This window comes from Caballeronia sp. GAWG1-1 (assembly GCF_023631465.1).
Lineage (GTDB): Bacteria > Pseudomonadota > Gammaproteobacteria > Burkholderiales > Burkholderiaceae > Caballeronia.
This window is the reverse complement of record NZ_JALQDB010000026.1, coordinates 13,825-36,178: the sequence shown is the minus strand read 5'-3', so window position 1 is coordinate 36,178 and position 22,354 is coordinate 13,825. Positions and strand designations below refer to the sequence as shown.

Genomic DNA, 22,354 nt, shown 5'->3' with positions numbered 1-22,354 from the left:
ATGGGCGACAGGCAAACGAAAGTCAATTTACGTCCTCAATTACATTCCCGCCACCGGAATACGCATGGTGGCCGTGACGGCTGCACCATTGACGATATCCGTGTGCTCGAACGCGCCGCCATGCGCCTCCGAAATGCGCTTGCAAAGCGCAAGGCCCCACGCGATGCGGCCGGCTTCGCGCGGCTCCAGCGCCTGTCTGCGCGCGAATGCCTCGAGTACATGCGCGGCCGATGCATCGGTCAATGCGGACGCCGCAACCGTGAAGCGCACGTCGGTGCGCCACGTGCTGCCTTCGATGCTGCTCGATACCTGCACCGTCGTGTCGCGCGCGCTTGCTTCGGTGGCGAATGCCGCCATGAGCCAGAGCGCGTTGGTGAGCCGATCGGCGTCGCCTTCCACTTGTTCTTCCACGAGCGGCGAGTCGAGCGTGATGCTCACGCCGCGTCGCTCGCCGATAGCCTCGCGTGCGAGCGCGACGCCACGCTCGAGAAGAGCGCGCGCGGCGGCAGGCGCGATGGCAAGCGCGACGGCCTTGGTTTCGGCACGCGTCGTATCGATCGATTGTTCGATCAGCTTGACTTGCTGTTCGACGCCCGAGCGAATGCCCGTGAGCGCACGCTGGGCGGCGGGGTCGTTTGCATCGACCTTGCGCTCGAGCACATAGCCCCAGCTATGAATGGCGTTGAGCGGACCGCGCAAGTCGTGCGATACGACCGAGAGCACGTGATCGCGCATGAACAGCGCGGCTTCGGCTCGCAGATGCGCGATGCGCGCTGCGTTGTCGCTAGCACCCGTCGCGTTCGCGCAGGTCGAGACGATCAGCGTCACGGATTCGGCGACGGGCAGCGCAAGTATGTTGAAGACTCGCGTGGAATCGTCCTCCTCGATGCTGACCTGCGCGCGCCGGGCGCCGTTGCCCGCGAGCGCGGCATCGGCTGCAAGCGAAAGCGACGCGATCAACGGAGCGGGCAGCGGGAGATCGGCGAGTGCGCGTCCGCGCAGCGCGGTGGAATCGACATCGAAGAGATGGGAGAAGACGGCGTCGGCACTGAGGCAGCGTTGGGCCGCATCGAGCACCAGCAAGCCATCGTTTCCGGCGACGGCCGTATCGAAGGACTGAGTGTCTCCGGGCTCGACCGTACTGGAAAATGACGTGGTCACGGTTTTGGGTCCTTGCGTGGATCGGTGTTGAGGTTCTGTCGCGAGCGGCGTTCCGGTCACCAGGAGCGCGTCGCGCGAGGCCAAGCCTGCGGGTCTTCCGAGAGGCCATTATAGGTGAGCGCCTGCCGCACGAACGGCTCTGTTTGCTCACGAACTACGGGGCAATTCCAGCAATTGGCGTGCACGGACGTGCGAAGAAAACGAGGGCGTCATGCGTCCCGGATTCAACCATTGCGAAACCGCGCCGATATACAGTCAGTGCAATTCAATGGCCGATATCCGCGGATAACCAACGCTCTCATCCGCTATACCCGCCATTTGCGAGAAGCAATTGAAACACGCGTGTCTTTTACTCGCTCTAAGCTGATTATCCACGCCTGACAAGGATTCAGCGGGTTTTGCAGAGCGATGCACGAAATCGCGCTTGAAGATACGGAAATCGTTTGCGAAGAAGCGGAAATTTCATGCGTGCGTCGGCGAACATTCCAAGCTTACAACTGCCTATAGCATTTGTCAGGAGACTACGTATGGACGGCTGGTCGACCTTTATTGTCGGCCCTCGAACGCCGGCCGCGGCCACGGTGGCTTCAACTAAAACTTAATCCGGTGACACGAGCCTATGACACGCGTCGAGAGCGACACCCCCAGAACCTTGCTGTCGGTGATCATTCCCGCCTATAACGTCGAGCACTTTATAGCCGCATCGTTGGAATCCGCGCTTTCGCAGCCGCGCTCCGACGAGATCGAACTTATCGTTATCGACGATGGTTCCACCGACCAGACACTCGCCCGCATTCTCGAAGTGCAGAAGCGCGCGCATGGCAAGCAGATTCACGTGATTCACCAGGAAAACCGTGGTGTTTCCGCCGCACGCAATCGCGCGATTGCAGAAGCGAAATCGCCCTATATCGGCTTTCTCGATTCCGACGATGTCTGGTCCGCGGATTTCACCGCCAAGATCATGCCGCTCCTCGACGCGCAAGCCGCGGACATAATCGAGTTCAACGTGGGCATCATCAATTCTGGCGGCAAGGTCATCGACAACGTGAAGCTGATCGACCGCTCGACCATCGGCTCGCGCACGTGCGATCTCGACGCGCTGCTCGACTTCGCACACGTGTATCAGGTGTTCCCGGCCGCGCGTGTCTACAAGCGCGAATTGTGGGACGGCATCGAGTTTCCGGCAGGCCGCGTGTACGAAGACGCCGCCGCCATTCCGCTCGTCTACGCGCGTGCCCGCACGCTGCATCGTCTGGCCGACGAACTGTATTCTTACCGGCGCCGCGCGGGCAGCATCACGACCAAGGCCACGACCTATACGGTCACGAGCCTCACGATCTGCGCGGAAGAAACGCTGCAACGCTGCGATGGCGGTCCATACGACGCCTTCTGGCTCGCCATGTTCCACAAGATTTTCGGCTATGCGTGCCACCAGGCCGCGCGTGTGGATGCCCGCGCCTATGACGATGCGATCCGCGCGATCGAAGCCACGGCGGAGCGATATCGCGTGTTCGCGACGCAGCGCGGCGAAGAATCGAAGGAATTGCGTTTCCACAAGAAGATTGCCGCGGACCGCCGCCTGTTTCTCGCCAAGCGCCTGATCAAACGCGTGCTGGGCATGGAACTTCGCGCGCCCGCCGCCGCGCCGCGCGCGATGCCCGCAGGCAACCGATGACTCCGCGTATAAAGGCGCACTGATGCAGATCTATCCGATCAAGCCCGGCTTCACCGCTGGCGAACCGTTCGAAATCGCCGTGCAACCGGGATCGCGGCTTTCCATCGCCATCTATCGGCAAGGGCATGACGAGAATCTGACGAGCGTGGGCGGCGTGGCCGTTCAGGCAGGCGGCGCCGTTACGGCGGAACTCAAGCACGGCAAGTACGTGTTCCAGTCGCCGGGCCGCATGACGCCCGTGCGCTTCGACGAAGACTGGGGCTGGCCGACCATCACCATCAAGCCGAATACGGCGTCGCTCGAAACGGGCGCGTATGTGGTGATCGCGTATGAAGTCGGCGGCAAGGGCGAGCCCCTGACCGAGCTCGGTCGACGCGCCGCCACGCACAAGCCGATCTTCGCGGGACCGCCCGACAGCGACAGCATGGCACTCGTCATCGCGCGGCCGCGCAAGCCTTCCGCCGATATCGCGTACATCGTGCCGATCAACACGTATCACGCATACAACTCCATCGGCGGCGGCTGTTACTACGGCGACCCGATTCATCGCACGAAGCCCGCGACACGTGTGAGTCTTCGTCGGCCAGGCGGCGGTCTTGGCGCGCAACTCGGCGAGCCGAACGATCCCTATGATTCGCGCTCGCCGCGCCAGCAATTCACGCATTGGGATGCGAAGTTCATTCGCTGGCTCAAGGCGGAAGGAATTGCTTGCGACTTCTACACCGACCACGATCTGCATCGCGGCACGGATCTCAAGCTCGCGAACTACCGCTGCATGTTGAGCGTGGGGCATCACGAATACTGGACCACGGAAATGCGCGAGCGCGTGGCGGGCTTCATCGCGCAAGGCGGCAACCTCGCGGTCTTCAGCGGCAATACGTGCTTCCGTCCGGTCGATTTCGGCGATGCGCCTACCGAAGGCGATCTCAAGATCATGAACCGGCTTGCCGAGAAATGGCCCGATCACGATGAATCGAATCTCATCGGCCTGAGCTATGGTTACGGCGGCGGAAAATACGGCGAATGGAAACGCTTGCGCGGCGGATGGATCAGACGCGAGCGCGAAGCGATCGGATTTACGGTGCGTCAGGCGAATCACTGGGTCTTTGCAGGCACCGGCTTGCGAGAAGGTCAGACGTTCGGCGCGGAAGATCGTCTCGTAGGCTATGAAGTGGATGGCGTTCCGCCTGTCGCGAATGGCTTCGTGACGCTTGCGGATACCGTCAAGCTCGCGGGCTGGGATGTCGGCGGCGCGGGCGCAATGGGCGTCTTCAAGCCCGATGCGAATGGCTCGCCAAAACAAGGCGAAGTGTTCAATGGCGGCACCACGGACTGGGCGCGCGTTCTCATGAACACGAGCGCGCAGAGCCATGTCGTCGTCGATCAGATCACGCGTAACGTCGTGCGACGGTTCATCGGCTTGCCGCCGCTCGTGATCGAGCGACACGACACGCTTTTGGACCAAATAGTGAACAACGAGAGCGAGATTGCTAGCGCGATGCTCGCCCAATAGTCAAGTGGTAGCCGGCAGTGTGCGTGTGCAAACCCACTGACGAATAAATTTTTTTATTGTTAAATACGTTCGGCACGACAACATGAACCGCTTCGCGTGGGCTTACCGCTCGAGAGCGTTCATGTCGTTCATACTTGCGCTCCTTTGCCCTGAGGCCAAGGCGAGGATGTGTCTAACCCCATTGGTCTTGCTGCGCTCGAAGTGGCGCATGCGCCTGACGAAACGATTCGTTACACGCGTTGTCATGCAATGCCCTTTCAAACGGGCGAACATGCGACAAGGCCGCAAACTGCGTTACCGCGATCAGTCAGCGCTCAAGCCGGAACCTATCGTTACATGGCATCTTTTCGAAAGAACTTCACCATTCTGATGACGTTGCAGGTATCCACATACCTCGCACCGCTTCTCACGCTGCCGTGGCTTGCGCGCGTACTCGGCCCCAGCGAATATGGACGCCTTTCGTTCGCACTCGCCTTCTCCGCTTATTTCATCACGCTTACGAATTACAGTTTCTCGTTGACGGCGACACCAAGAGTCTCGATCAATCGCGATGACCGCGCCATGCGCTCGCAGGTCTTCTGGGAAACCATCCTCACGCAAAGCGTGCTTGCGCTTGCAGGCTTCATCATCCTGCTCGCGGTGACGTTCATCGTGCCGTATCTTGCGGAAAACCGCGACTTGCTGCTCTTGGGCTTCGGCATGGCGGTTGGCTCCATGCTCATTCCCACGTGGTATTTCCAGGGCGTGGAAGACCTCGGCATGATCAGCGTATTCGTATTCATCGGACGCGCCTTGAGCATTCCGGCGATGTACCTCTTCGTGCGTCATCGCGGCGATGTCGATATCGCCATGGCCGTCAACACGCTCGTGCCGTTGTGCTCGGGCATCGCAATTTGCACGTATTTGTACTTTCGACGCGAACTCGACTTCGTGCCGGTATCGGTGCCGACCATCTTCACGCGCCTCAAGGAAGGATGGAGCGTGTTCATGGCCACTTCGCTCGTCGATATCTATGCATCGAGCAATATCGTCTTGCTCACCTTCATTGCGGGCAACGTGGCGGGCGGCTACTTCGCGGCCGGCGACAAGCTGATTCGCGCGGCGTTGAACATGCTTCAGCCGCTCAAGACGGCCGCTTATCCGCGCGTGAGCTTCCTCATGCATCATGCGCGCGACGACGCCTTCGCCTTTCTGCGCAAGATGTTCGTGCTGCAAGGGTCGATCGTCTCGCTCATCTCCGTATGTATTTTCTTCGGCGCGCCGCTTGCCGTGAAACTGCTTTATGGTCCCCAGTTCGCGCCGACCGTCGACGTGCTGCGCTGGATGGCGTTCGTCCCGTTGATGGCCGGTCTCTCCGATCTCTTCGGCGTTCAGACCATGCTTCCACTCGGCATGAAGGCGCAATTCAGCCGTGTACTCATCGCTTCGGCGGTTCTGAACTTCGGTCTTCTCGCCGTGCTTGCCAGGCTCTTCGGCGAGCAAGGCGCGGCAGCCACCGTGCTGATCGTCGAGACGTCGATTGCCACCGCGATGTTCTGCACCCTGCACTTCCAGGGCGTACCCCTGCTCCGGCGCGCCATGCCGGAAAGCGCCGGTTCCTGACCAGGCGTGAATCGTGCACAAGGCACGTTTGCATCGGCATGACGAGCTTTAAACGGCTCCGTCATGCGGTGCACGGCTAGCCACTTCTACCTAATGTCCAGACGATTCAAGCTCCCACATTTCTGTTCGACAACGCACCGTTACTGCAAAAGTTGCGTTTTTGTATGTGTCGAAACGCACGGACGCCAATTGTTTGAGCCGATATCGTATTAGTAACAACATCAGGTAGGCAGGGTGAGGACCGGAATGAACTCAAACGACCCGACGCTCGAACGTGTGCGAGAACTCGCTGATCGTGCAGACAGGCTGCGTATGCAGTCCGTCGCGATTCCGCTCAAGGAACTCAAAGCCCTTGTGCAACTTTGCGACCAAGCGCTCGAACAGAAATATGCTTGGCTCAAGGCCGAATCGGAAGTCGATTAACCCGCTGCCTTGCTCGCTTGCATTCGTCTTTAACTGCGTGAACAAACTGTCGACGCTGGCCTAAGAATTCTTTAGACCGGTTCGCAGTTTTGATTTTCCTTATGCCAGATTCGCTAACGCGGGCTTTGCAAAGCCGATTAGCAGGGGAATCAGCAAGTCCGTGTGCGTTGCCGCCCGGTTCTGAGAGATCGAGGCGCACCGGTTAGGTTGCATATGTATTAATCGAACAGAAAAACTTAGGTCGATTAGTGATACTGCATTCCAGGCCGTCATAGATGCCTCCTTCGACGGAACCGATAACGGACCCAGCGAGGCGCGTCGGCAAGCGGAGCTCACCACTCCACCTATAAACACAAGACCGCCGTGCCTTCTCAATTGCGAATGCCGCGGGCGCTCGGCTTTTGCTCATTGCAGAGTTCTATATGAAAGAGATCGTACATATAACCGAAGCCTTTGGAGGGGGAGTCCTCTCCATGCTCACTCAGCTCTCGAACCGTGCTGCGGCTGCAGGCGTCGGCGTCACGATCCTCCACTCCATCCGGCCCGAAACGCCGAACAACTTCGCGAGCCTCTTTCATCCGGCCGTGAAGCTCGTCTACGTGAGCATGTTTCGCGAAGTCAGTGTGAAGAAAGACTGGACGAGCATGTGGGAGCTGGTGCGCAAGCTCAAGGAATGCAATCCGTCGGTCGTGCATTTGCATTCGTCCAAGGCGGGTGTGCTGGGACGGGCCGCCGCGCGCATTGCCGCGCCGCGTGCCCGCGTGTTCTATTCGCCGCATGGCCTTGCGTTTCTGCGCCGCGATGTATCGGCGGCAAAGCAGTTTGCTTATCTCAGCTTCGAGCGCATTGCAGCACGCATGGGCGGCACCATCGTCGCGTGCTCCAAGAGCGAACAGCACGAGATAGAAACGCAGATGCGCACGCGCAACACGGAGATGATCGAGAACGGCGTCAACGTGCTGGAGATTCCTTCGCGTCTTGAGAAAGACGGCCGTGAAGTCGTGGTCGGCATGAGCGGACGCGCGTCGTTCCAGAAGAATCACGAAGCCTTCGTGCAGCTCGCCACCGATCTGCGCAACTCCACGACGCAATTCTTGTGGATCGGCGGAAACCTCGATGAATTGCCCGGTCAGACTGCGAGCGATTCAGTCGTATGCAGCGGCTGGGTCACGCGTGAACGCGCGCTCGCCCTGACCTCCGGCCTCGACATCTATGTGCAAACCTCGCGCTGGGAAGGCATGCCGATCGCGTTGATCGAAGCGCAGGTCGCGGGCATTCCCGCTGTCGTGACAGACGTGGTCGGCAATCGCGATGTCGTCTTGCACGGGCAGACTGGCTTCGTCGCCACGACGCACGAAGACATGCAGAAGTACATCGCCATGTTGCGCGACGACCCTATCCTGCGTGCGCGCATGGGCGAAACCGCGAAAAGAACGGCTAGCCGGCGCTTCTCGATGGAAGCCATCTTCCGCAAGTGGCTCTCGGTATACGAATTCGGTTCGGACAGGTACTTGAAAGAGCCCGTCGAATCGAACGAATTCGAATCGTACGAACCCACTTCCGAATCACAGTACTGACCGCCCGAGACATGGACACATCAATTGCCCCGAACAAGCTCGTCTACAACGGCAGGTTCACGAGTCAGAAGACCACCGGCGTACAACGCGTTGCGCGCGAGCTCGTAGCCGCGCTCGTCAAGCTGCCGCAAGGCTCGCATGTGACGCTTGCCGTGCCGCCGCAAGACGGGCTCGAACCCGTGGCCGGCGTCGAAACCGTGAAGCTCGGCTTCGGTAAAGGCGTGCTGTGGGAACAATTCGTCCTGCCACTCTTTGCGGGCCGCTCGCGCATTGTCAATCTGAGTAACTCGGGTTCGATCTTTCGCGCGAACCAGGTGATCTACATGCACGATGCCGCGGTGTTCGACACGCCCGCGCACTTCTCGTGGAAGTTTCGCATGTGGTATCGCGTGATGTTCTGGATTCTCGCGCGCACGTCGAGTTGCGTGATGACGAATTCGGAGTTCTCGCGCGACCGCCTCGCGCATCATGTCGGTGTGGATGCCAAACGTATCGGCGTCGTGCCGCTCGCAGCGGACCATCTCGATCACGTCGTGCCGGACCGGTCCGTCATCAAGGATCTCGATCTCACGCCGAACCGGTACGTGCTTGCAGTGAGCAGCATGAACCCGACAAAGAACTTTCAACGTCTTGTCGACGCGTTCATTCGACTGAACGATCCGTCTATCGACCTCGTTATTGTCGGCATGAAGAACGCCACTATTTTTGGCCGCGCGCATGATCTCTCGAGTGCGCCTAACATCAAGCAAGCGGGCTACGTGAGCGATGAAAAGCTCAAAGCTTTATATCAGGATGCAGCTTGCTTTCTTTATCCTTCGATTTACGAAGGATTCGGCATTCCGCCGCTGGAAGCCATGCGCAACGGCTGTCCGACGCTTGTCGGACGCGCAGCGGCGCTGCCGGAAACGTGCGGCGACGCATCAATCTATTGTGATCCGTACTCCGTCGAGGATATTTCGGCTAAGCTGCGCGAATTGCTCGACTCGCCGGCACTAAGCGAGGATCTCAAGCAGCGCGGCATTGCACACGCGGAGAAGTATCGCTGGACGGAAAGCGCGCGCATGCTCATGCAGTTCATCGACAAGCCATCGCGTTGAACGCGTTTTTGGGGGAAGGCCGGTGAAGTTAGGTATTTACTGCGATTCGGGCATCAATGGCGGGCACGAGGAAATGCTCAAGCGCCTGATGCTTGCGCTCGTCGCAAGCACAGGTATCGAGACGCTTAACATTCTCGTGCCGACCGCTAATGAACCGCTTTTTCGTTACGTAAGCGAACTATCGCTCAAGCATAAGAAAGTGAAGGTCATCGGTCTTACCTATACGGCCGAATCGCTGCGTGGAAACATGATCGAACTCGTCCGCATGGTGCGCTCCACGGCCGCCATCCTGCGTAGTCTCGAACTCGAAAAATTGCTGATCGCGCAAGGCACCATCGCTTCCGGTCTCGCAGGTCTTTTCGCCGCGCGCCAGGCGCGTGTTACCGCCGTGAGCTATCTTCCTCTCGTGGACGAAGCGCCGGAAAACGCGGGCGCCGCCGAGAAGATCAAGTGGCTCATCAAGCGCGTGTTGTATCGCATGCCAGATGAATTCGTCACGCTCAACGAGCACTTGCGTGGCAAATTGCGCGCACTTGCGCCGCGTGCGCGGACCACGATCCTCGAAAACTATGTCGATGACCGCTTCAGCCGTTCAACGCTCACGCGTTCGCAAGCACGCGCATCGCTTGGTCTGCCGGATGACGGCACCACGATCATCGCGCATATCGGCAGATTGAATTTCCAGCAGAAGCGTCAGGACTTTCTGATGCAGGCTATCGAAAGTCACAAGGAAGCGTTCGCGCGAACGCTGGTGCTGATCGTCGGCGAAGGACCGGATGCGGAGCGTCTCGAAGCAATCGTCGAGAAGAGTCCCGCGCTTGCCGCATGCGTGCGTATTGTCGGGCCGCAGAAGGACGTGCTGCCGTATATCGTCGCAAGCGACACGCTCGTGTTGCCTTCAGCGTATGAAGGCGTGCCGCTCGTGATGATCGAAGCGGTGCTCGCGGAACGTCCAGTTGTCGTGTCACGGGTGTCGGGTCTCGAATCTTATCTGCCCGATGCGCTGCTGTTTCCCGTCGACGATTCCGCGTCTTTCGTAAAGCGAGTCTTCTCGGCGAGCACCTACTCGATGGCCGCGCTCACGCGCGACTTCCGCCGCCGCTTCTCGCGTGAAGTTTTCGACGCGCAAGCGCAAAGCATCCTGACGAGCGCATCGAGCTCGCGCGGCGCGGCCAATCCCGCCACGCGCGAACATTCGGACATGCTGGCCAAATAGTTTCGCCTTCCCGAGGTCCAGATATTGAAGCGAACGATTCTGATCGTAGTCGCCTTCTTCGGCGCAATGCTTTGCGGCTCCGTTCTGCTCTTCGCGCGCAGCGGCAGTCCCGATGCGTATCACGCAAGCCGCACCGGCGGCGCCAAGGCCGATGCCAATGCCGACACCCCATCATTCGCCGCACCCAAGATGAAATGCGGCAATGAGTCGGCCGGCGTGTTCTACGGCATTGCTGGCCATATCGAACATCGCGGTGCGTATCGCACGAGCGACTATGGTTTGCAGATTTCGCAGCTTCGCGAACTCGGCGTCACCATGTACGCCCAGGACGTCTCGAACGAAGAAAGCGCGCACATGGTCGCGGACTTCGCGCGTCAGGCGTCCAGGCAGTGCATCGGCGTGCTTGCCCTCGTGACACCGTTCGAAGTGCAGAAGCGCGCCAACGAAGCGGAAGCCTTCGCGCGCGGCTACGAACTCGGCAAGCTCTCCGGACGCATTCTGAAGGGCGTGGTGACCTACTATCAGGTGGGCAACGAGTACGACAACTGGACCATACGCGGCGATGACCGCAGCGGCGAACATCCGTCGGATTACGACAACGCGATGTACATGAAGGCGCGCGGCTCGATCCTCGGTCTCATCAAGGGCATTCGCGAATCGAACCCCGACGCCAAGATTCTGCTCACGTCGTTCAGCTGGCTGCATTTCGCCTTTCCGGACATGCTCTTTTCCGGCACGCAGCCGGACGGAACCAAAGGGCATCCCGTGCCGCAGTGGGACATCACCGTGTGGCATTGGTATTCCGACATGGGTTCGATCACGGCAGCGGGATCGCAAAAGACCAACGTGCTGGAGCGTTTGCGCGACAGTTACGGCAAGCCGATCTGGATCACGGAATACGGTGTACGTCCGGATCATCCGGACCCTTCGGGGTATCTCGTGGGAAAGAACGCGCTGGGCGGTTTCGTCTCGATGGCGAAGACCTATGGCATTCAGAACGTGACGCTCTACGAGCTTTACGACGACCAGCGCTTCGGTGGCGACGGCAACTACGGCGTGATTCACGACGACGGCAAAACAAAAAAACCACGCTTCGACGTGGTCCGCGAATTCATCAAAGCCAACCCTATGCCGTGAGGCGTGCCCGGGCTCAGGCAAACCGCGCATTATCGCCCAAATCCGCCATCGCGCAAGCGGCATGCCTGACCTTTCGAGCATTACAACGTTCGGTACTTAACAGACGCAGATAACTCAGGGCCGGAAGATGCCCCTTAGGATAATTTTTTTCTATTTATCTGCAAGTATCGTAGGGGTCTGCAAGATGCGCCGGGGCTGGCAAGGCCCGCGCTGACCGACGCCGCAGGCCCCAAGCATTCATGTTGCTGCGACTCACCGGCCGTACCGCCGGATTAAATAAAGCAAAGAGACGTACCGCGGCTTTAGCCGCCGGGGCATTCGTTTTTTCCAACGCCCTGACAACTACGTTCTAACTATCGAATTGAGGATGGCGCCTTTGAACACGCTCTATGTCAACTCCGGATCTTCGCGCTCAGGCAAGGACGACGGTGAATTCACCGCGAGCGATATGCTCAAACTGCTTCGCGACCATATCGGCATGCTGATGCTGTTCATCGCGGGCGCGGCCTTGCTCGCCACGGCTTATGCGTTTCTCGCCAAGCCGATCTACTCCGCCGACGTCATCATCCGCGTCGATCCGCCAGATCCGAACGCGCTCGGCATCACGCCGCAGAATCAGCAGCAGATGCAGCAGCAGGCGCAGACCGTCAATCAGATCGCGCCCGCCGAGATCTCGGTGATGCAAAGCCGTTCCGTGCTGGAACCGGTCGTCAAGCAATTTCACTTCGACATCAAGGCGAAGCCGCGCACGCTGCCGGTCCTCGGGCAGATCGCCGACCTGTTCGCCAAGCGCGGTCAACTTTCGCCCGCATGGCTCGGCCTCGATTCGTATGGCTGGGGCGGCGAGGAACTGAATATCGGCCGGCTCGACGTGCCTGCATCGCTCGAAGATTCGAAGCTCGATTTCGTGCTGCTCGACAAGAACCAGTACGAACTGCGCGACGAAGACGGCGACGTGCTCGTGCGTGGCACCGTTGGCCGTCCGGCAGCCGCGAATGGCGTGTCCATGCTCGTGGACAGCGTGGTGGGCCATCCCGGCGTGCACTTCGACGTGATCCGCTACAACACGCTCGACGCCATCGCGCTCATGCTCAAGACGATGAAGGTGACCGAGTCAGCGAAAGACACGGGCATCGTGCAGATTTCGTTCAATGCGGACGACCCCGAACTCACGGCCAATGTCGCGAACGCGCTCGGTCAGGCGTACATGTCGGCGGCAGTCGCGAGCCGTCAGGCCAACGACACCAAGACGCTCGAGTTCATTCGCGGCGAGTTGCCGCGTCTCGAAGCCGACCTGAAGACGGCCGAAGGCAATCTCAGCGCGTTCCGTTCGAAGTCGCAGTCGGTGCAGCCGGTCAACGAGGCGCAAGCGTATTTGCAAGGCAGCATCACGTCGATGCAACAGCTCGCCATGCTGCAACTCCAGCGCACGCAGGCCTTGCAGCGCTTCCAGCCCGACAGCCCGCAAGTGAAGAACCTGGATCAGCAGATCGCCCAATTCGAAGCGACCAACAAGCAGATCCAGTCGCGCTTCGACAGCATGCCGGCGTCGGAGCGTCAAAGCGCCGAACTCACGCGCGATGCACGCGTGGCCGAAACCATTTACCTCGGCATGATGAACAAGGCCGAGGAACTGTCGGTGCGTCGTGCGAGCACGAGCGGCGGCGCGCATATTCTCGACAACGCGCTGCGTCCGCATCGCCCGGTGAAGCCGAACAAGATGCTCGTGATTCTCGCGGGTACGGGTCTTGGCTTCTTCGTCGGCACGTTCTTCATCTTCCTGCGCCGTCACGCCATGATCGGCGTGACCGACCCGATGTTCGTCGAACGCCGTCTGTCGGTGCCGGTGCTGGGCGAGGTACTGTTCAGCCGCCAGCAACTCGTGCTCGATCACGAGATCGCGGTGTCGCCGGTCGGACGCGCGCTCGGCTTCTCGGGCACGCAGCAAAACGGCGCCGCGCCCAAGGCCCTGCCGCACTATGACCAGGCGCAACACGATGCCATGACCATGCCGCATGTGGACGAACGCGACGAAGACGCTCGCGTGCTTGCCTCGCGCTTCCCGCACGATCCGGCTGTCGAAGCGCTGCGCGCCGTGCGTACCGAGTTGTATCGCGATCTCGTCAATGCGCCGAACAACATCGTCATGTTGACCGGCCCGATTCCGTCGGCAGGCAAGAGCTTCGTCGCGGCCAACCTCGCCGTGCTGCTCGCGGAAATCGGCCTGAAAGTGTTGCTGATCGACGCCGACATGCGCCGCGGCCATATCGCGTCGTTCTTCAAGCAGTCGAACCCTGGCGGCCTCGCGGAAGTGCTGAAGGGCGATATCGGCATCACGGATGCGCTGCGTTACGTCGGCGTGCCCGGCCTGTCGTTCATGTCGTGCGGCGGCTATCCGCAGAATCCGTCCGAATTGCTGATGATGCCGCGTTTCCGCGACATGCTCGCGCGCATGAGCGACCAGTTCGACCTCGTGCTCGTCGATACCCCGCCGTTCCTCGCCGTCACGGATGCCGCGATCGTCGCAAGCGACGCGGGCTCCACGGTGCTGGTGTTGCGCTCGGGCATTCAGACCGAGGAAGAGATCGAGGAGACCGTGAAGAAGGTGCAGCGCGCGGGCGGCAGACTCGTGGGTTCGGTCTTCAACGCAATTCCGCGCCGGCGCAGCAACCGTCGCAGTTATGGCTATGCCGCGGCATACACCAGTTCGTTCAAGCCGGTGAATTAAGCTTGGCCCACTAAAAGAGCGATTACGCAACGCCGCGTGTCTCACGCGGCGTTGCGCGTTGAAGAGCCCCCGACCGATGAAAGAAAAACTCGCGCTGACAGACCGCTTCTACCAGATATGGGCCTTCGCGATGCCCGTGACGTCGTTCCTCGTGATGCCGAGCATCCAGGGCACGACGATCGGCTATCTGATGTGCTTTCTTTCGGTGCCGCTCGTGCTGCTCTTCGGCGGCAAGGCGCGCAAGAACTGGATGCACTTCCTGATCGCGGCCGTGGTCGTATGGCTTTTGATGTTCTGCACCTCGCAGCTCGCGGACGTCATGGCGCCTTTCGATCCCGACTTCAGCAAGGTCGCGATGGTCGACGACACCGACCTCGTCACGTTCATCCTGCGCAAGAGCATGTTCACGCAGTCGATCTACGTCGCGGCGGTGGTGCTCTACGCATCCTACGTCTACTACTTCTACAAGCCGACCTGGGACCAGTGGATTCTCGTGGCCGTGACGCTCTTCGCGCTCTACGGCATGTACGAAGTGGTCTACTTCGTCGCGACTGGACAGCCGGGCGACTTCATCTCGAACCGTGCATTTGGCGATCAGTTCGGCAAGGGTATCGTGCGCTCTGACGGCACCGTGAACGGCAGCTCGTTCCAGCAGATCGACATCAAGGGCTTCCCCATTCAGCGGCTGAAGGCGTTGACCGGCGAGCCTTCCATGTACGCGATGTCCATCTTTCCTTTCTGGGTGTATTTCAACGCGACCTCGCGCGTACGCTGGCCGGTGTGGGTCATCGGCATTTCGCTCATCATGAGTACGTCGTCGACGGTGCTGATCGGCTATGCGGTTTATGCGCTGATTCGCATGCGCAAGCTCGGCATCAACCCGATCAAGGCGTTGATCGCGCTCGCGGTGGTGTGCGTGATCGCCTATCTCGCGCAGGACTATATCGCCGATCTGTTCCAGCAGATGGTGATGGACAAGCTCGAAGGCAAGAACGAATCGGGCTCGGACCGTTCGATGCTGGTCCTGAATTCCGTGCAGATGTGGCTTGGCGCGACGCCGATGAATCAGTTGTTCGGCATCGGCTTCGGCTACATACGCTCGACCGATTTGTTCTCCACGTTGCTCGTGAACACGGGCGTGGTCGGTCTCGTCGGCATCAGCGCGCTCATGCTGTATCCCGCGTTCAAGCTCGACTGGGACGCGCGCGGCATGGCGCTGCGTCAATGCTGCGTGGGCACCTGGCTGATGATGATGGTCTCCGTGCCCGAGTTCGCCTATCTCGCACCGTGGACTTTCGTCGCGATGGCTTATGTGCGAGTGCGCGCGCTCAAGCAGGCCAGGCAGCAATCGCATGACCGCGACGCCGCCGTCGTCATCGATCAGACGCCTATCGGCACCGACTTCGGTACGAACGCTAAACCGCATTCGGGTCCGCGTGTCGGCTCGCCCGTGGGACCGCGTCCCGCTATCGGCAGCCGCATGAATCCGCGCGGACGTCATCCCTGAAAGCGCCTCGGTGACCCTTCGGGCAGTGCGCGCACTGCCCTCCCGCTTGCCTGCGACGTTCTACAATGGTGGTTTCGACCACCGGACCATGGCATGACGAACGTGCGCATGGCCGGGCAACCAGGGAGCACAACATGGCGCAAGTCACGACCGATTCCGGCCTCAAATACGAAGACATCGCTGTTGGCGAAGGCGCCGAAGCCGTCGCGGGCAAGACAGTGAGCGTGCACTACACGGGCTGGCTGACCGACGGACAGAAGTTCGATTCGAGCAAGGACCGCAACGACCCGTTCGCCTTCGTGCTGGGCGGCGGCATGGTCATCAAGGGCTGGGACGAAGGCGTGCAAGGCATGAAAGTGGGCGGCACGCGCCGTCTCACCATTCCGCCGCAACTCGGCTACGGCGCGCGTGGCGCGGGCGGCGTCATCCCGCCGAACGCCACGCTCGTGTTCGAAGTGGAACTGCTCGACGTCTGAATGTCGACGCCATGAACGCGCCAGTCCATCGTCCAGGCATTTCGCTGCGCCGCTATGAATCGGTGCAGGCGACGGACGAGCACGACTTCCATCAGATCGTGCTCGGCTTCGACGGCGCAATGGGCATGGCGGTGGACGGGCGCGAGTCGCATATCGACCGGCATCGCGCGTGGATCATTCCGGCTCACGCGCGGCATGAATACTGGGCCGAGGGCGTGAATCGCCAACTCGTGCTCGATCTTCCGGCAACGTCGGTAGCGGTGCCCGAGCGCTTTTTCGAACGCGCGCGCACTGTCGATCTCGATTCCGCGATGACGCAGCTCGTCGCCGATATCGCGCTGAATGCAGGCATTCACGATGGCCGCTTCGCCTGGCAAGCCGCCGCGCATCTGTGCGGCGCGTTGATGGCCGACGCGGGCGCATCCGTCGTGGCCGAAGCGCGTGGCCTCGACTTCGCGCGCATCGACCGATGGCTGCGGCTGCATTTGTCGGAGCCGCTGCGCATTGCCGATCTCGCCGCACACTGCGGCTTCGGCATGCGGCGCTTTCATCAGCTATTCAGCGAGGCGTTTGGCGAGACGCCGCATCGCTATCTGCATCGCTTGCGGCTCGATACCGCGCTAGCGTTGCTTGCCGATCCGCGCGCCGCGTTGTCGGACATTGCGCTCGATGTCGGTTTCGCCGATCAAAGCGCGTTCACGCATGCGTTCTCGAAGCGCTTCGGCATAGCGCCTGGTCTCTGGCGCAATGGCCTGAGAGCGCCTGATCCGCGTCAGCATTGAAGACGTAAAAAAGCCCGCCGGTCATCGACCAGGCGGGCTTTCTTCATGCCTCAACCAGCTAACGAATCATTCCACCGACAGTTGCAGATGCAATTGCGAGCGCGCGACGTCGCCCTCTTGCACGTCGCTTGCATTGTCGCGATCCGACTGCGATTGCGGCGCAAGACGCGCCGATTCGATCCGGTCGAGATACTCGGTCGTGATGTCGCCGGTGATGTAGTTGCCGTCGAAGCACGAAGCCTCGAACTCCTGCAACTCAGGGTTGATGTCACGGATCGCGCTTTTAAGGTCGGCCACGTCCTGATAGACGAGATAATCCGCGCCGATCATGCGCGCGACTTCTTCGTCGCTGCGGCCGTGCGCCACGAGTTCACCGCGCGTGGGCATGTCGATGCCATACACGTTAGGGAATTTAACCGGCGGCGCGGCGGACGCGAAGATCACCTTGTTTGCGCCGGCGTCACGCGCCATCTGCACGATTTCATGCGAGGTCGTGCCGCGCACGATTGAGTCGTCGACGATCAGCACGTTCTTGCCTTTGAACTCGATGGCCATGGCATTAAGCTTTTGGCGCACCGACTTCTTGCGCACCGCCTGGCCCGGCATGATGAAGGTGCGGCCCACGTAGCGATTCTTGAAGAAGCCTTCGCGATACTCCACGCCGAGCTTCGCGGCCACTTGCATGGCGGCGGGACGCGAGGAATCGGGAATGGGCATGACCACGTCGATAGGCACGTCCGGCAGCACGCGCTTGATCTTCTCGGCAAGATAGTCGCCCATGCGCAGACGCGCGTTGTAGACGGGCACGCCATCGAGGCACGAATCCGGACGCGCGAGATACACGAGTTCGAAGATGCAGGGGTTGAGCGTCGGTTTTTCGGCGCATTGATGACTGTGGAGGTTGCCTTCCGCGTCGATGAAAATGGCTTCGCCCGGCTCGACATCGCGCACGAACTCGAAGCCCACGCCTTCCACCGCTACCGATTCCGACGCCACCATCCATTCCACGCCCGTCGCGGTTTCCAGCTTGCCGAGGACGAGCGGACGGATGCCGAACGGATCGCGGAACGCGACGAGCCCGTAACCCGCGATCAGCGAGACGATCGCGTAAGAACCCTTCACCCGCCGATGCACGCCCGCAACCGCCTTCCAGAGCGCGGCGGCGTCGAGTTGCAAGCCCGAACTCGCGAGCTGCAGTTCATGCGCGAAGACGTTAAGAAGGACTTCCGTGTCCGACGCCGTGTTGATGTGCCGGCGATCGATGCGGAACATCTCGTCCTTCAACTGCGTCCAGTTGGTCAGATTGCCGTTGTGCGCGAGGATGATCCCGAACGGCGCGTTCACGTAGAACGGTTGCGCTTCTTCCTCGCTCGATGCGGAACCCGCCGTCGGATAACGCACTTGCCCGATGCCGACCGTACCCGGCAGGCTGCGCATGTTGCGCGTGCGGAACACGTCGCGCACCATGCCATTGGCTTTGTGCATGTGGAAGTTGTTGCCGTTCGCCGTGGCGATGCCCGCTGCGTCCTGGCCGCGATGCTGCAGAAGCAGCAAGCTGTCATAGATCAGCTGATTGACGGGACTTTGGGAAACTACACCTACGATGCCGCACATGGCATGGTCCTTCAAAGAGTCGAAACGGGGTCGACGGGGTCGATAGGCGGTGCCGGTCCACACCGCCTGTTCGCAGGCGGGCGCCGTATCGCGTCCCTCATGTAGCCAGCCGTTCGTCTATTGTGCGACGTTTCGCGCCGCGTCGCCGGCATCGGGGGGCGGGGCGACACGCACATACGCGGCAAGCGTAGCGGGGAGCAGCGGTTTCAGTTCACGCACGCCTTGCTCGGCCATGGGCGCGAGCAGCGCATTGCGCCAAAAATCTTTCTGCGGCAGTTCGGTCAAGCCCGCCAGGGCGACCAGGATGACTACCAATATAGCCCCTCTGGCGAGGCCGAACAGCAAACCCAGCGAGCGGTCGACGCCGCGCAGGCCGGTGACTTCGGTGATGCGCGTCAGGAGCGCGGACAGCACGCTCGACAGAAGCAGCACGGCCGCCACCACCAGCAGGAACGCCACGAGCCATTGCGTCAATGCACCGCCCGGCCACGTGGACGGTATGTACGGCACGACGACGCTGACGAAGCGCCCTGCAATCAAGATAGCCGCCACCCAGCCGACGAGACCGAACGCTTCGGCCAGAAAGCCGCGCCACATGCCGCGCAAGGCTGACAGGCCGATCACGGCGAGCACGGCATAGTCGAAACTGGTGAACATCGAGCTTCTGGTTCGCCTCAGTTCGCTGGCCGCTTGCCACCGGCAAGTCCGGCTTGCCGCACCTTCTGAAGCGCCGCCGATGCCGCCGTGCGATCCGCAAACGGTCCTGCGCGCAACAGAGCGCGCGTGGAGCCGTCCGTTTGCTTGCGATGTTCGAGATATGCGGGCACACCGGCCGCTTTCAACTTGTTGACCCAGTTTTGCGCGGCGGTTTCGTCGTCGAAGGTGCCGATTTGCAGCACGAAGCGGCTACCGGCCGGTGACGAAGGCGAGCTCGGTGCGTTGGCGGCGGTATTGGCTTCTTCAGCGGGCGCGACCGGCTGCGGCTTGACCGCCTGGGTTTTTGCGGGTTGGCTCGCGGGTGCCGGGGACTTTGCTTCCGGTTTGGCCTGCGCCTGTTGCTGAACTGGCGCCGGCGTTTGCGCGTCGGGCTGCGCTACGCCCGCCGCCACGCCGTTCGATGTCGCCGCAGGGCCGTCATGCGCGACGCCGGCTTGCGTGTCGGCATCGGTGGCTTCGCGCGATTGCTTCACGGCAGGCGCGGGGCGGCTTGGAATATCGATGGAGATATCGTCGGTGACGGGCTTCGGGCGTGAGTCCAGCACCATGGGCAGAACGATGACCGCGGCCAGCACGAGCGCGATTGCGCCGACCAGCCTGCGCCGGGCACGCTGCTTTTCGGGCAGCGTGGGGTCGAGCATCATCGCGTCGGCGTCGGTGCGCTCGGGGCGGCGCGTGCTGCGTTCCGTGCGGACGGTATGACGCGTGCCGCGCGGTGAGTCGGAATATGCGTCGCGACCGGAGTCGTCTTTCTTGCCGAACGAGAAAAGTCCCATGTATGGCTTGGTGCGAGAAGCTTGGTGCGGGGGTTTGCCTTGCGGCTGACCGCCAACCGTCTCAGTGATGCTGCGATTTCCGGTATGCCATGACGCCGGCAACCGTGTAGAAACTGCCAAAAACCAAAATTCTATCATTTTCGGACGCACGACTTAACGCATCTCGAAATGCTTCGGCCGGTGTGTCGAATTGTGAAACGCTGCTGTCGGGGCCTTCGTTGACACCGGCATCGCGCAAAACCTTGGCCAGGCGGTCGGTCGACGCGGCGCGCGGAGTAGGCAACGCGCTCACGTTCCAGTGATCGACCTCGCCCTTGAGCTGATTGACGATGCCTTCGATGTCTTTGTCGCCCATTGCGCCGAACACCGCGTAGGTGTACGGAAAGTAGCCCATGTTGCCGAGATTCTGACCGAGCACGGCGGCGGCGTGCGGATTGTGCGCGACATCCAAAATGATCTGCGGTTTGCCCGGCAGCACCTGGAACCGCCCCGGCAACTCGACGTTCGCCAGGCCCAGCCGGATATCCTGCGCAGACACGGCCAGACGGTCGCGCAGCGCTTCGAGCGCCGCCAGCGCGGCCGACGTATTGATGAGCTGATTCGCGCCCCTCAACGCCGGGTAAGCCAGCGCGGAACGCCGTTGTGCGCGTCCGATGTAGCTCCACTGCTGGCGCTCGTTGCCCGGCTGCGCTTCGTAGCGAAAATCGCGGCCCACAAGCCACAAATCCGCGCCGATCGCCTCGGCATGATCGATCAGGCTTTGCGGCGGCGTCGGGTCGCCGCAAATCGCGGGCTTGCCCGAGCGGAAAATGCCCGCCTTCTCGAAGCCGATTTTCTCGCGCGTATCGCCGAGATAATCCGTGTGATCGATGTCGATACTCGTGATCACCGCGCAGTCCGTATCGACGATATTGACCGCGTCCAGCCGCCCGCCGAGCCCGACTTCGAGCACCACGGCGTCTAGTGTGCGCGAGGCGAAGAGATGCAGGATCGCGAGCGTCGTGAATTCGAAATAAGTCAGCGAGACCGGCTCGGCGAGACTCGCGCGCGCTTTTTCCACGGCCTCGAAATGCTGCAGCAACTCGGCGTCACTGGCCTCGACGCCATCTACGCGCGCCCGCTCGTTGAACGAAAGCAGATGCGGTGACGTGTGACAGCCCACGCGATAACCCGCGCGCAGCAAAATGGTTTCGATGATCGCGCACGTCGAGCCCTTGCCATTCGTGCCGCCGACGGTGATGACCGGGCAGTCGAAGGAAAGCCCGAGCGCTTCCTTCACGCGACCGATGCGCGCGAGACCCATGTCGATACCGACCGGATGCGCCGCTTCGAGATGAGCGAGCCAGGCGTCGAGAGTGGGGAAAGTGTTCATTTTCGAGATCGGGAAACAAAAGCGCCGCGCGGCACCTCGCGGGTTCACGCGCGGCGCGGCGCTGCATTCGAAGCCGTCAGGCGACGGCGTCGGCGGGCTGTCGGGTCATCAATGCCATCAACTGGGCAATTTCCTCGCGCATCTTGCGGCGATCCACGATCATGTCGACGGCGCCCTTCGTCATCAGGAACTCGGCGCGCTGGAAGCCTTCCGGCAGCTTTTCACGCACCGTCTGCTCGATCACGCGCGGACCCGCGAAGCCGATGAGCGCTTTCGGCTCGGCAATCACCACATCGCCCAGAAACGCGAAGCTCGCGGACACCCCGCCCATGGTCGGGTCGGTCAGCACCGAGATGAACGGCAGTTTCGCCTCGGCCAATTTCGTAAGGAGCGCAGTGGTTTTGGCCATCTGCATGAGCGAAAGCAGGCTTTCCTGCATGCGCGCGCCGCCCGAAGCCGTGAAGCAGATGAACGGTACGTTCTGTTCGAGCGCATTGCGCGCGCCGCGCACGAAACGTTCTCCGACCACCGAACCCATCGAGCCGCCCATGAACGAGAACTCGAAGCACGCCACGACGCACGGTATGGTGTGGATTGCGCCGCCCATGACGACCATGGCGTCGGTTTCGTCGGTGTCTTCCATCGCCTCTTTCAGGCGGTCCGGATACTTGCGGCTGTCCTTGAACTTGAGGGCGTCGACCGGCAAGACTTCCTGGCCGATTTCATAGCGGCCTTCTGGATCGAGCAGACGATCGAGCCGCTCGCGCGCGCCGATTCGCATGTGGTGGCTGCACTTCGGGCACACATGCAGATTCGCCTCCACGTCGTTGCGGTACAGCACCGCCTCGCACGCCGGACACTTCACCCACAGGCCTTCGGGAATGCCCTTGCGGCTTTTGGGATCGGTCTGTTTGATCTTGGGCGGCAACAATTTGTCGAGCCAGCTCATCGAATTTCCTTCAGTGTTCAGACGGTCGCGGC

General features: G+C 61.1%; 18 protein-coding genes. 12 read left to right on the top strand and 6 right to left on the bottom strand.

From position 1 onward, the window contains the following. Positions 1–39 precede the first annotated feature (39 nt). Complete coding sequence (locus tag NCT03_RS16010; protein WP_250493116.1) at positions 40–1,161, bottom strand: histidine kinase dimerization/phospho-acceptor domain-containing protein; 1,122 nt, start codon at positions 1,159–1,161, stop codon at positions 40–42. Positions 1,162–1,780: 619 nt separating this feature from the next. Between NCT03_RS16010 and NCT03_RS16005 the strand changes: the two genes are divergently transcribed. The 12 genes from NCT03_RS16005 to NCT03_RS15950 all read left to right on the top strand — a co-directional run bounded on the left by NCT03_RS16005 (position 1,781) and on the right by NCT03_RS15950 (position 16,894). Next, on the top strand, positions 1,781–2,836 hold the full coding sequence (locus NCT03_RS16005) for a glycosyltransferase family 2 protein (RefSeq protein ID WP_244829143.1): 1,056 nt from the start codon (positions 1,781–1,783) through the stop codon (positions 2,834–2,836). A 22-nt stretch (positions 2,837–2,858) separates the two neighbouring features. Continuing rightward, a complete protein-coding gene (locus NCT03_RS16000; protein ID WP_250493115.1) occupies positions 2,859–4,349 on the top strand; it encodes a N,N-dimethylformamidase beta subunit family domain-containing protein in 1,491 nt (496 codons plus the stop codon). Between the two features lie 336 nt (positions 4,350–4,685). Further along, positions 4,686–5,951: a flippase gene (locus NCT03_RS15995; protein WP_250493114.1), complete on the top strand. Its 1,266-nt coding sequence runs from the start codon at positions 4,686–4,688 to the stop codon at positions 5,949–5,951. A 246-nt stretch (positions 5,952–6,197) separates the two neighbouring features. After that, the gene (locus NCT03_RS15990) at positions 6,198–6,374 is read left to right on the top strand and encodes a hypothetical protein (RefSeq protein ID WP_244829140.1); all 177 of its coding nucleotides are present in this window, start codon (positions 6,198–6,200) and stop codon (positions 6,372–6,374) included. A gap of 422 nt (positions 6,375–6,796) precedes the next feature. Then, positions 6,797–7,951, top strand: a complete 1,155-nt coding sequence (locus NCT03_RS15985; RefSeq protein WP_244829139.1) for a glycosyltransferase — start codon at positions 6,797–6,799, stop codon at positions 7,949–7,951. Positions 7,952–7,962: 11 nt separating this feature from the next. Further along, positions 7,963–9,048, top strand: a complete 1,086-nt coding sequence (locus NCT03_RS15980; protein WP_244829138.1) for a glycosyltransferase family 4 protein — start codon at positions 7,963–7,965, stop codon at positions 9,046–9,048. 22 nt (positions 9,049–9,070) lie between these two features. Further along, positions 9,071–10,264, top strand: coding sequence for a glycosyltransferase (locus NCT03_RS15975; RefSeq protein WP_250493113.1), 1,194 nt, complete (start codon positions 9,071–9,073; stop codon positions 10,262–10,264). A 24-nt stretch (positions 10,265–10,288) separates the two neighbouring features. Next, positions 10,289–11,401, top strand: a complete 1,113-nt coding sequence (locus NCT03_RS15970) for a glycosyl hydrolase (RefSeq protein WP_250493112.1) — start codon at positions 10,289–10,291, stop codon at positions 11,399–11,401. Between the two features lie 367 nt (positions 11,402–11,768). Next, positions 11,769–14,129: a polysaccharide biosynthesis tyrosine autokinase gene (locus tag NCT03_RS15965; RefSeq protein ID WP_250466488.1), complete on the top strand. Its 2,361-nt coding sequence runs from the start codon at positions 11,769–11,771 to the stop codon at positions 14,127–14,129. A 76-nt stretch (positions 14,130–14,205) separates the two neighbouring features. Then, entirely contained in the window at positions 14,206–15,636 is a 1,431-nt protein-coding gene (locus NCT03_RS15960; protein WP_244829134.1) for an O-antigen ligase family protein, read from the top strand. A 134-nt stretch (positions 15,637–15,770) separates the two neighbouring features. Then, entirely contained in the window at positions 15,771–16,112 is a 342-nt protein-coding gene (locus tag NCT03_RS15955) for an FKBP-type peptidyl-prolyl cis-trans isomerase (RefSeq protein ID WP_244829133.1), read from the top strand. Positions 16,113–16,123: 11 nt separating this feature from the next. Then, positions 16,124–16,894 carry a helix-turn-helix transcriptional regulator gene (locus NCT03_RS15950; RefSeq protein ID WP_250493111.1) on the top strand — a complete coding sequence of 257 codons (771 nt, stop codon included), beginning with the start codon at positions 16,124–16,126 and terminating at the stop codon, positions 16,892–16,894. Between the two features lie 66 nt (positions 16,895–16,960). Here NCT03_RS15950 and purF read toward each other — a convergent pair whose 3' ends face one another. The 5 genes from purF to accD form a co-directional block, all read right to left on the bottom strand. Further along, the gene (gene purF, locus NCT03_RS15945) at positions 16,961–18,508 is read right to left on the bottom strand and encodes an amidophosphoribosyltransferase (protein WP_244829131.1); all 1,548 of its coding nucleotides are present in this window, start codon (positions 18,506–18,508) and stop codon (positions 16,961–16,963) included. Positions 18,509–18,625: 117 nt separating this feature from the next. Further along, complete coding sequence (locus tag NCT03_RS15940) at positions 18,626–19,165, bottom strand: CvpA family protein (protein WP_250493110.1); 540 nt, start codon at positions 19,163–19,165, stop codon at positions 18,626–18,628. A 17-nt stretch (positions 19,166–19,182) separates the two neighbouring features. Further along, complete coding sequence (locus NCT03_RS15935; protein WP_250493109.1) at positions 19,183–20,001, bottom strand: SPOR domain-containing protein; 819 nt, start codon at positions 19,999–20,001, stop codon at positions 19,183–19,185. A 61-nt stretch (positions 20,002–20,062) separates the two neighbouring features. Further along, positions 20,063–21,373 carry a bifunctional tetrahydrofolate synthase/dihydrofolate synthase gene (gene folC, locus NCT03_RS15930; protein ID WP_250466485.1) on the bottom strand — a complete coding sequence of 437 codons (1,311 nt, stop codon included), beginning with the start codon at positions 21,371–21,373 and terminating at the stop codon, positions 20,063–20,065. A gap of 76 nt (positions 21,374–21,449) precedes the next feature. Then, on the bottom strand, positions 21,450–22,322 hold the full coding sequence (gene accD, locus NCT03_RS15925) for an acetyl-CoA carboxylase, carboxyltransferase subunit beta (RefSeq protein ID WP_244829127.1): 873 nt from the start codon (positions 22,320–22,322) through the stop codon (positions 21,450–21,452). Between the last annotated feature and the right edge of the window lie 32 nt (positions 22,323–22,354).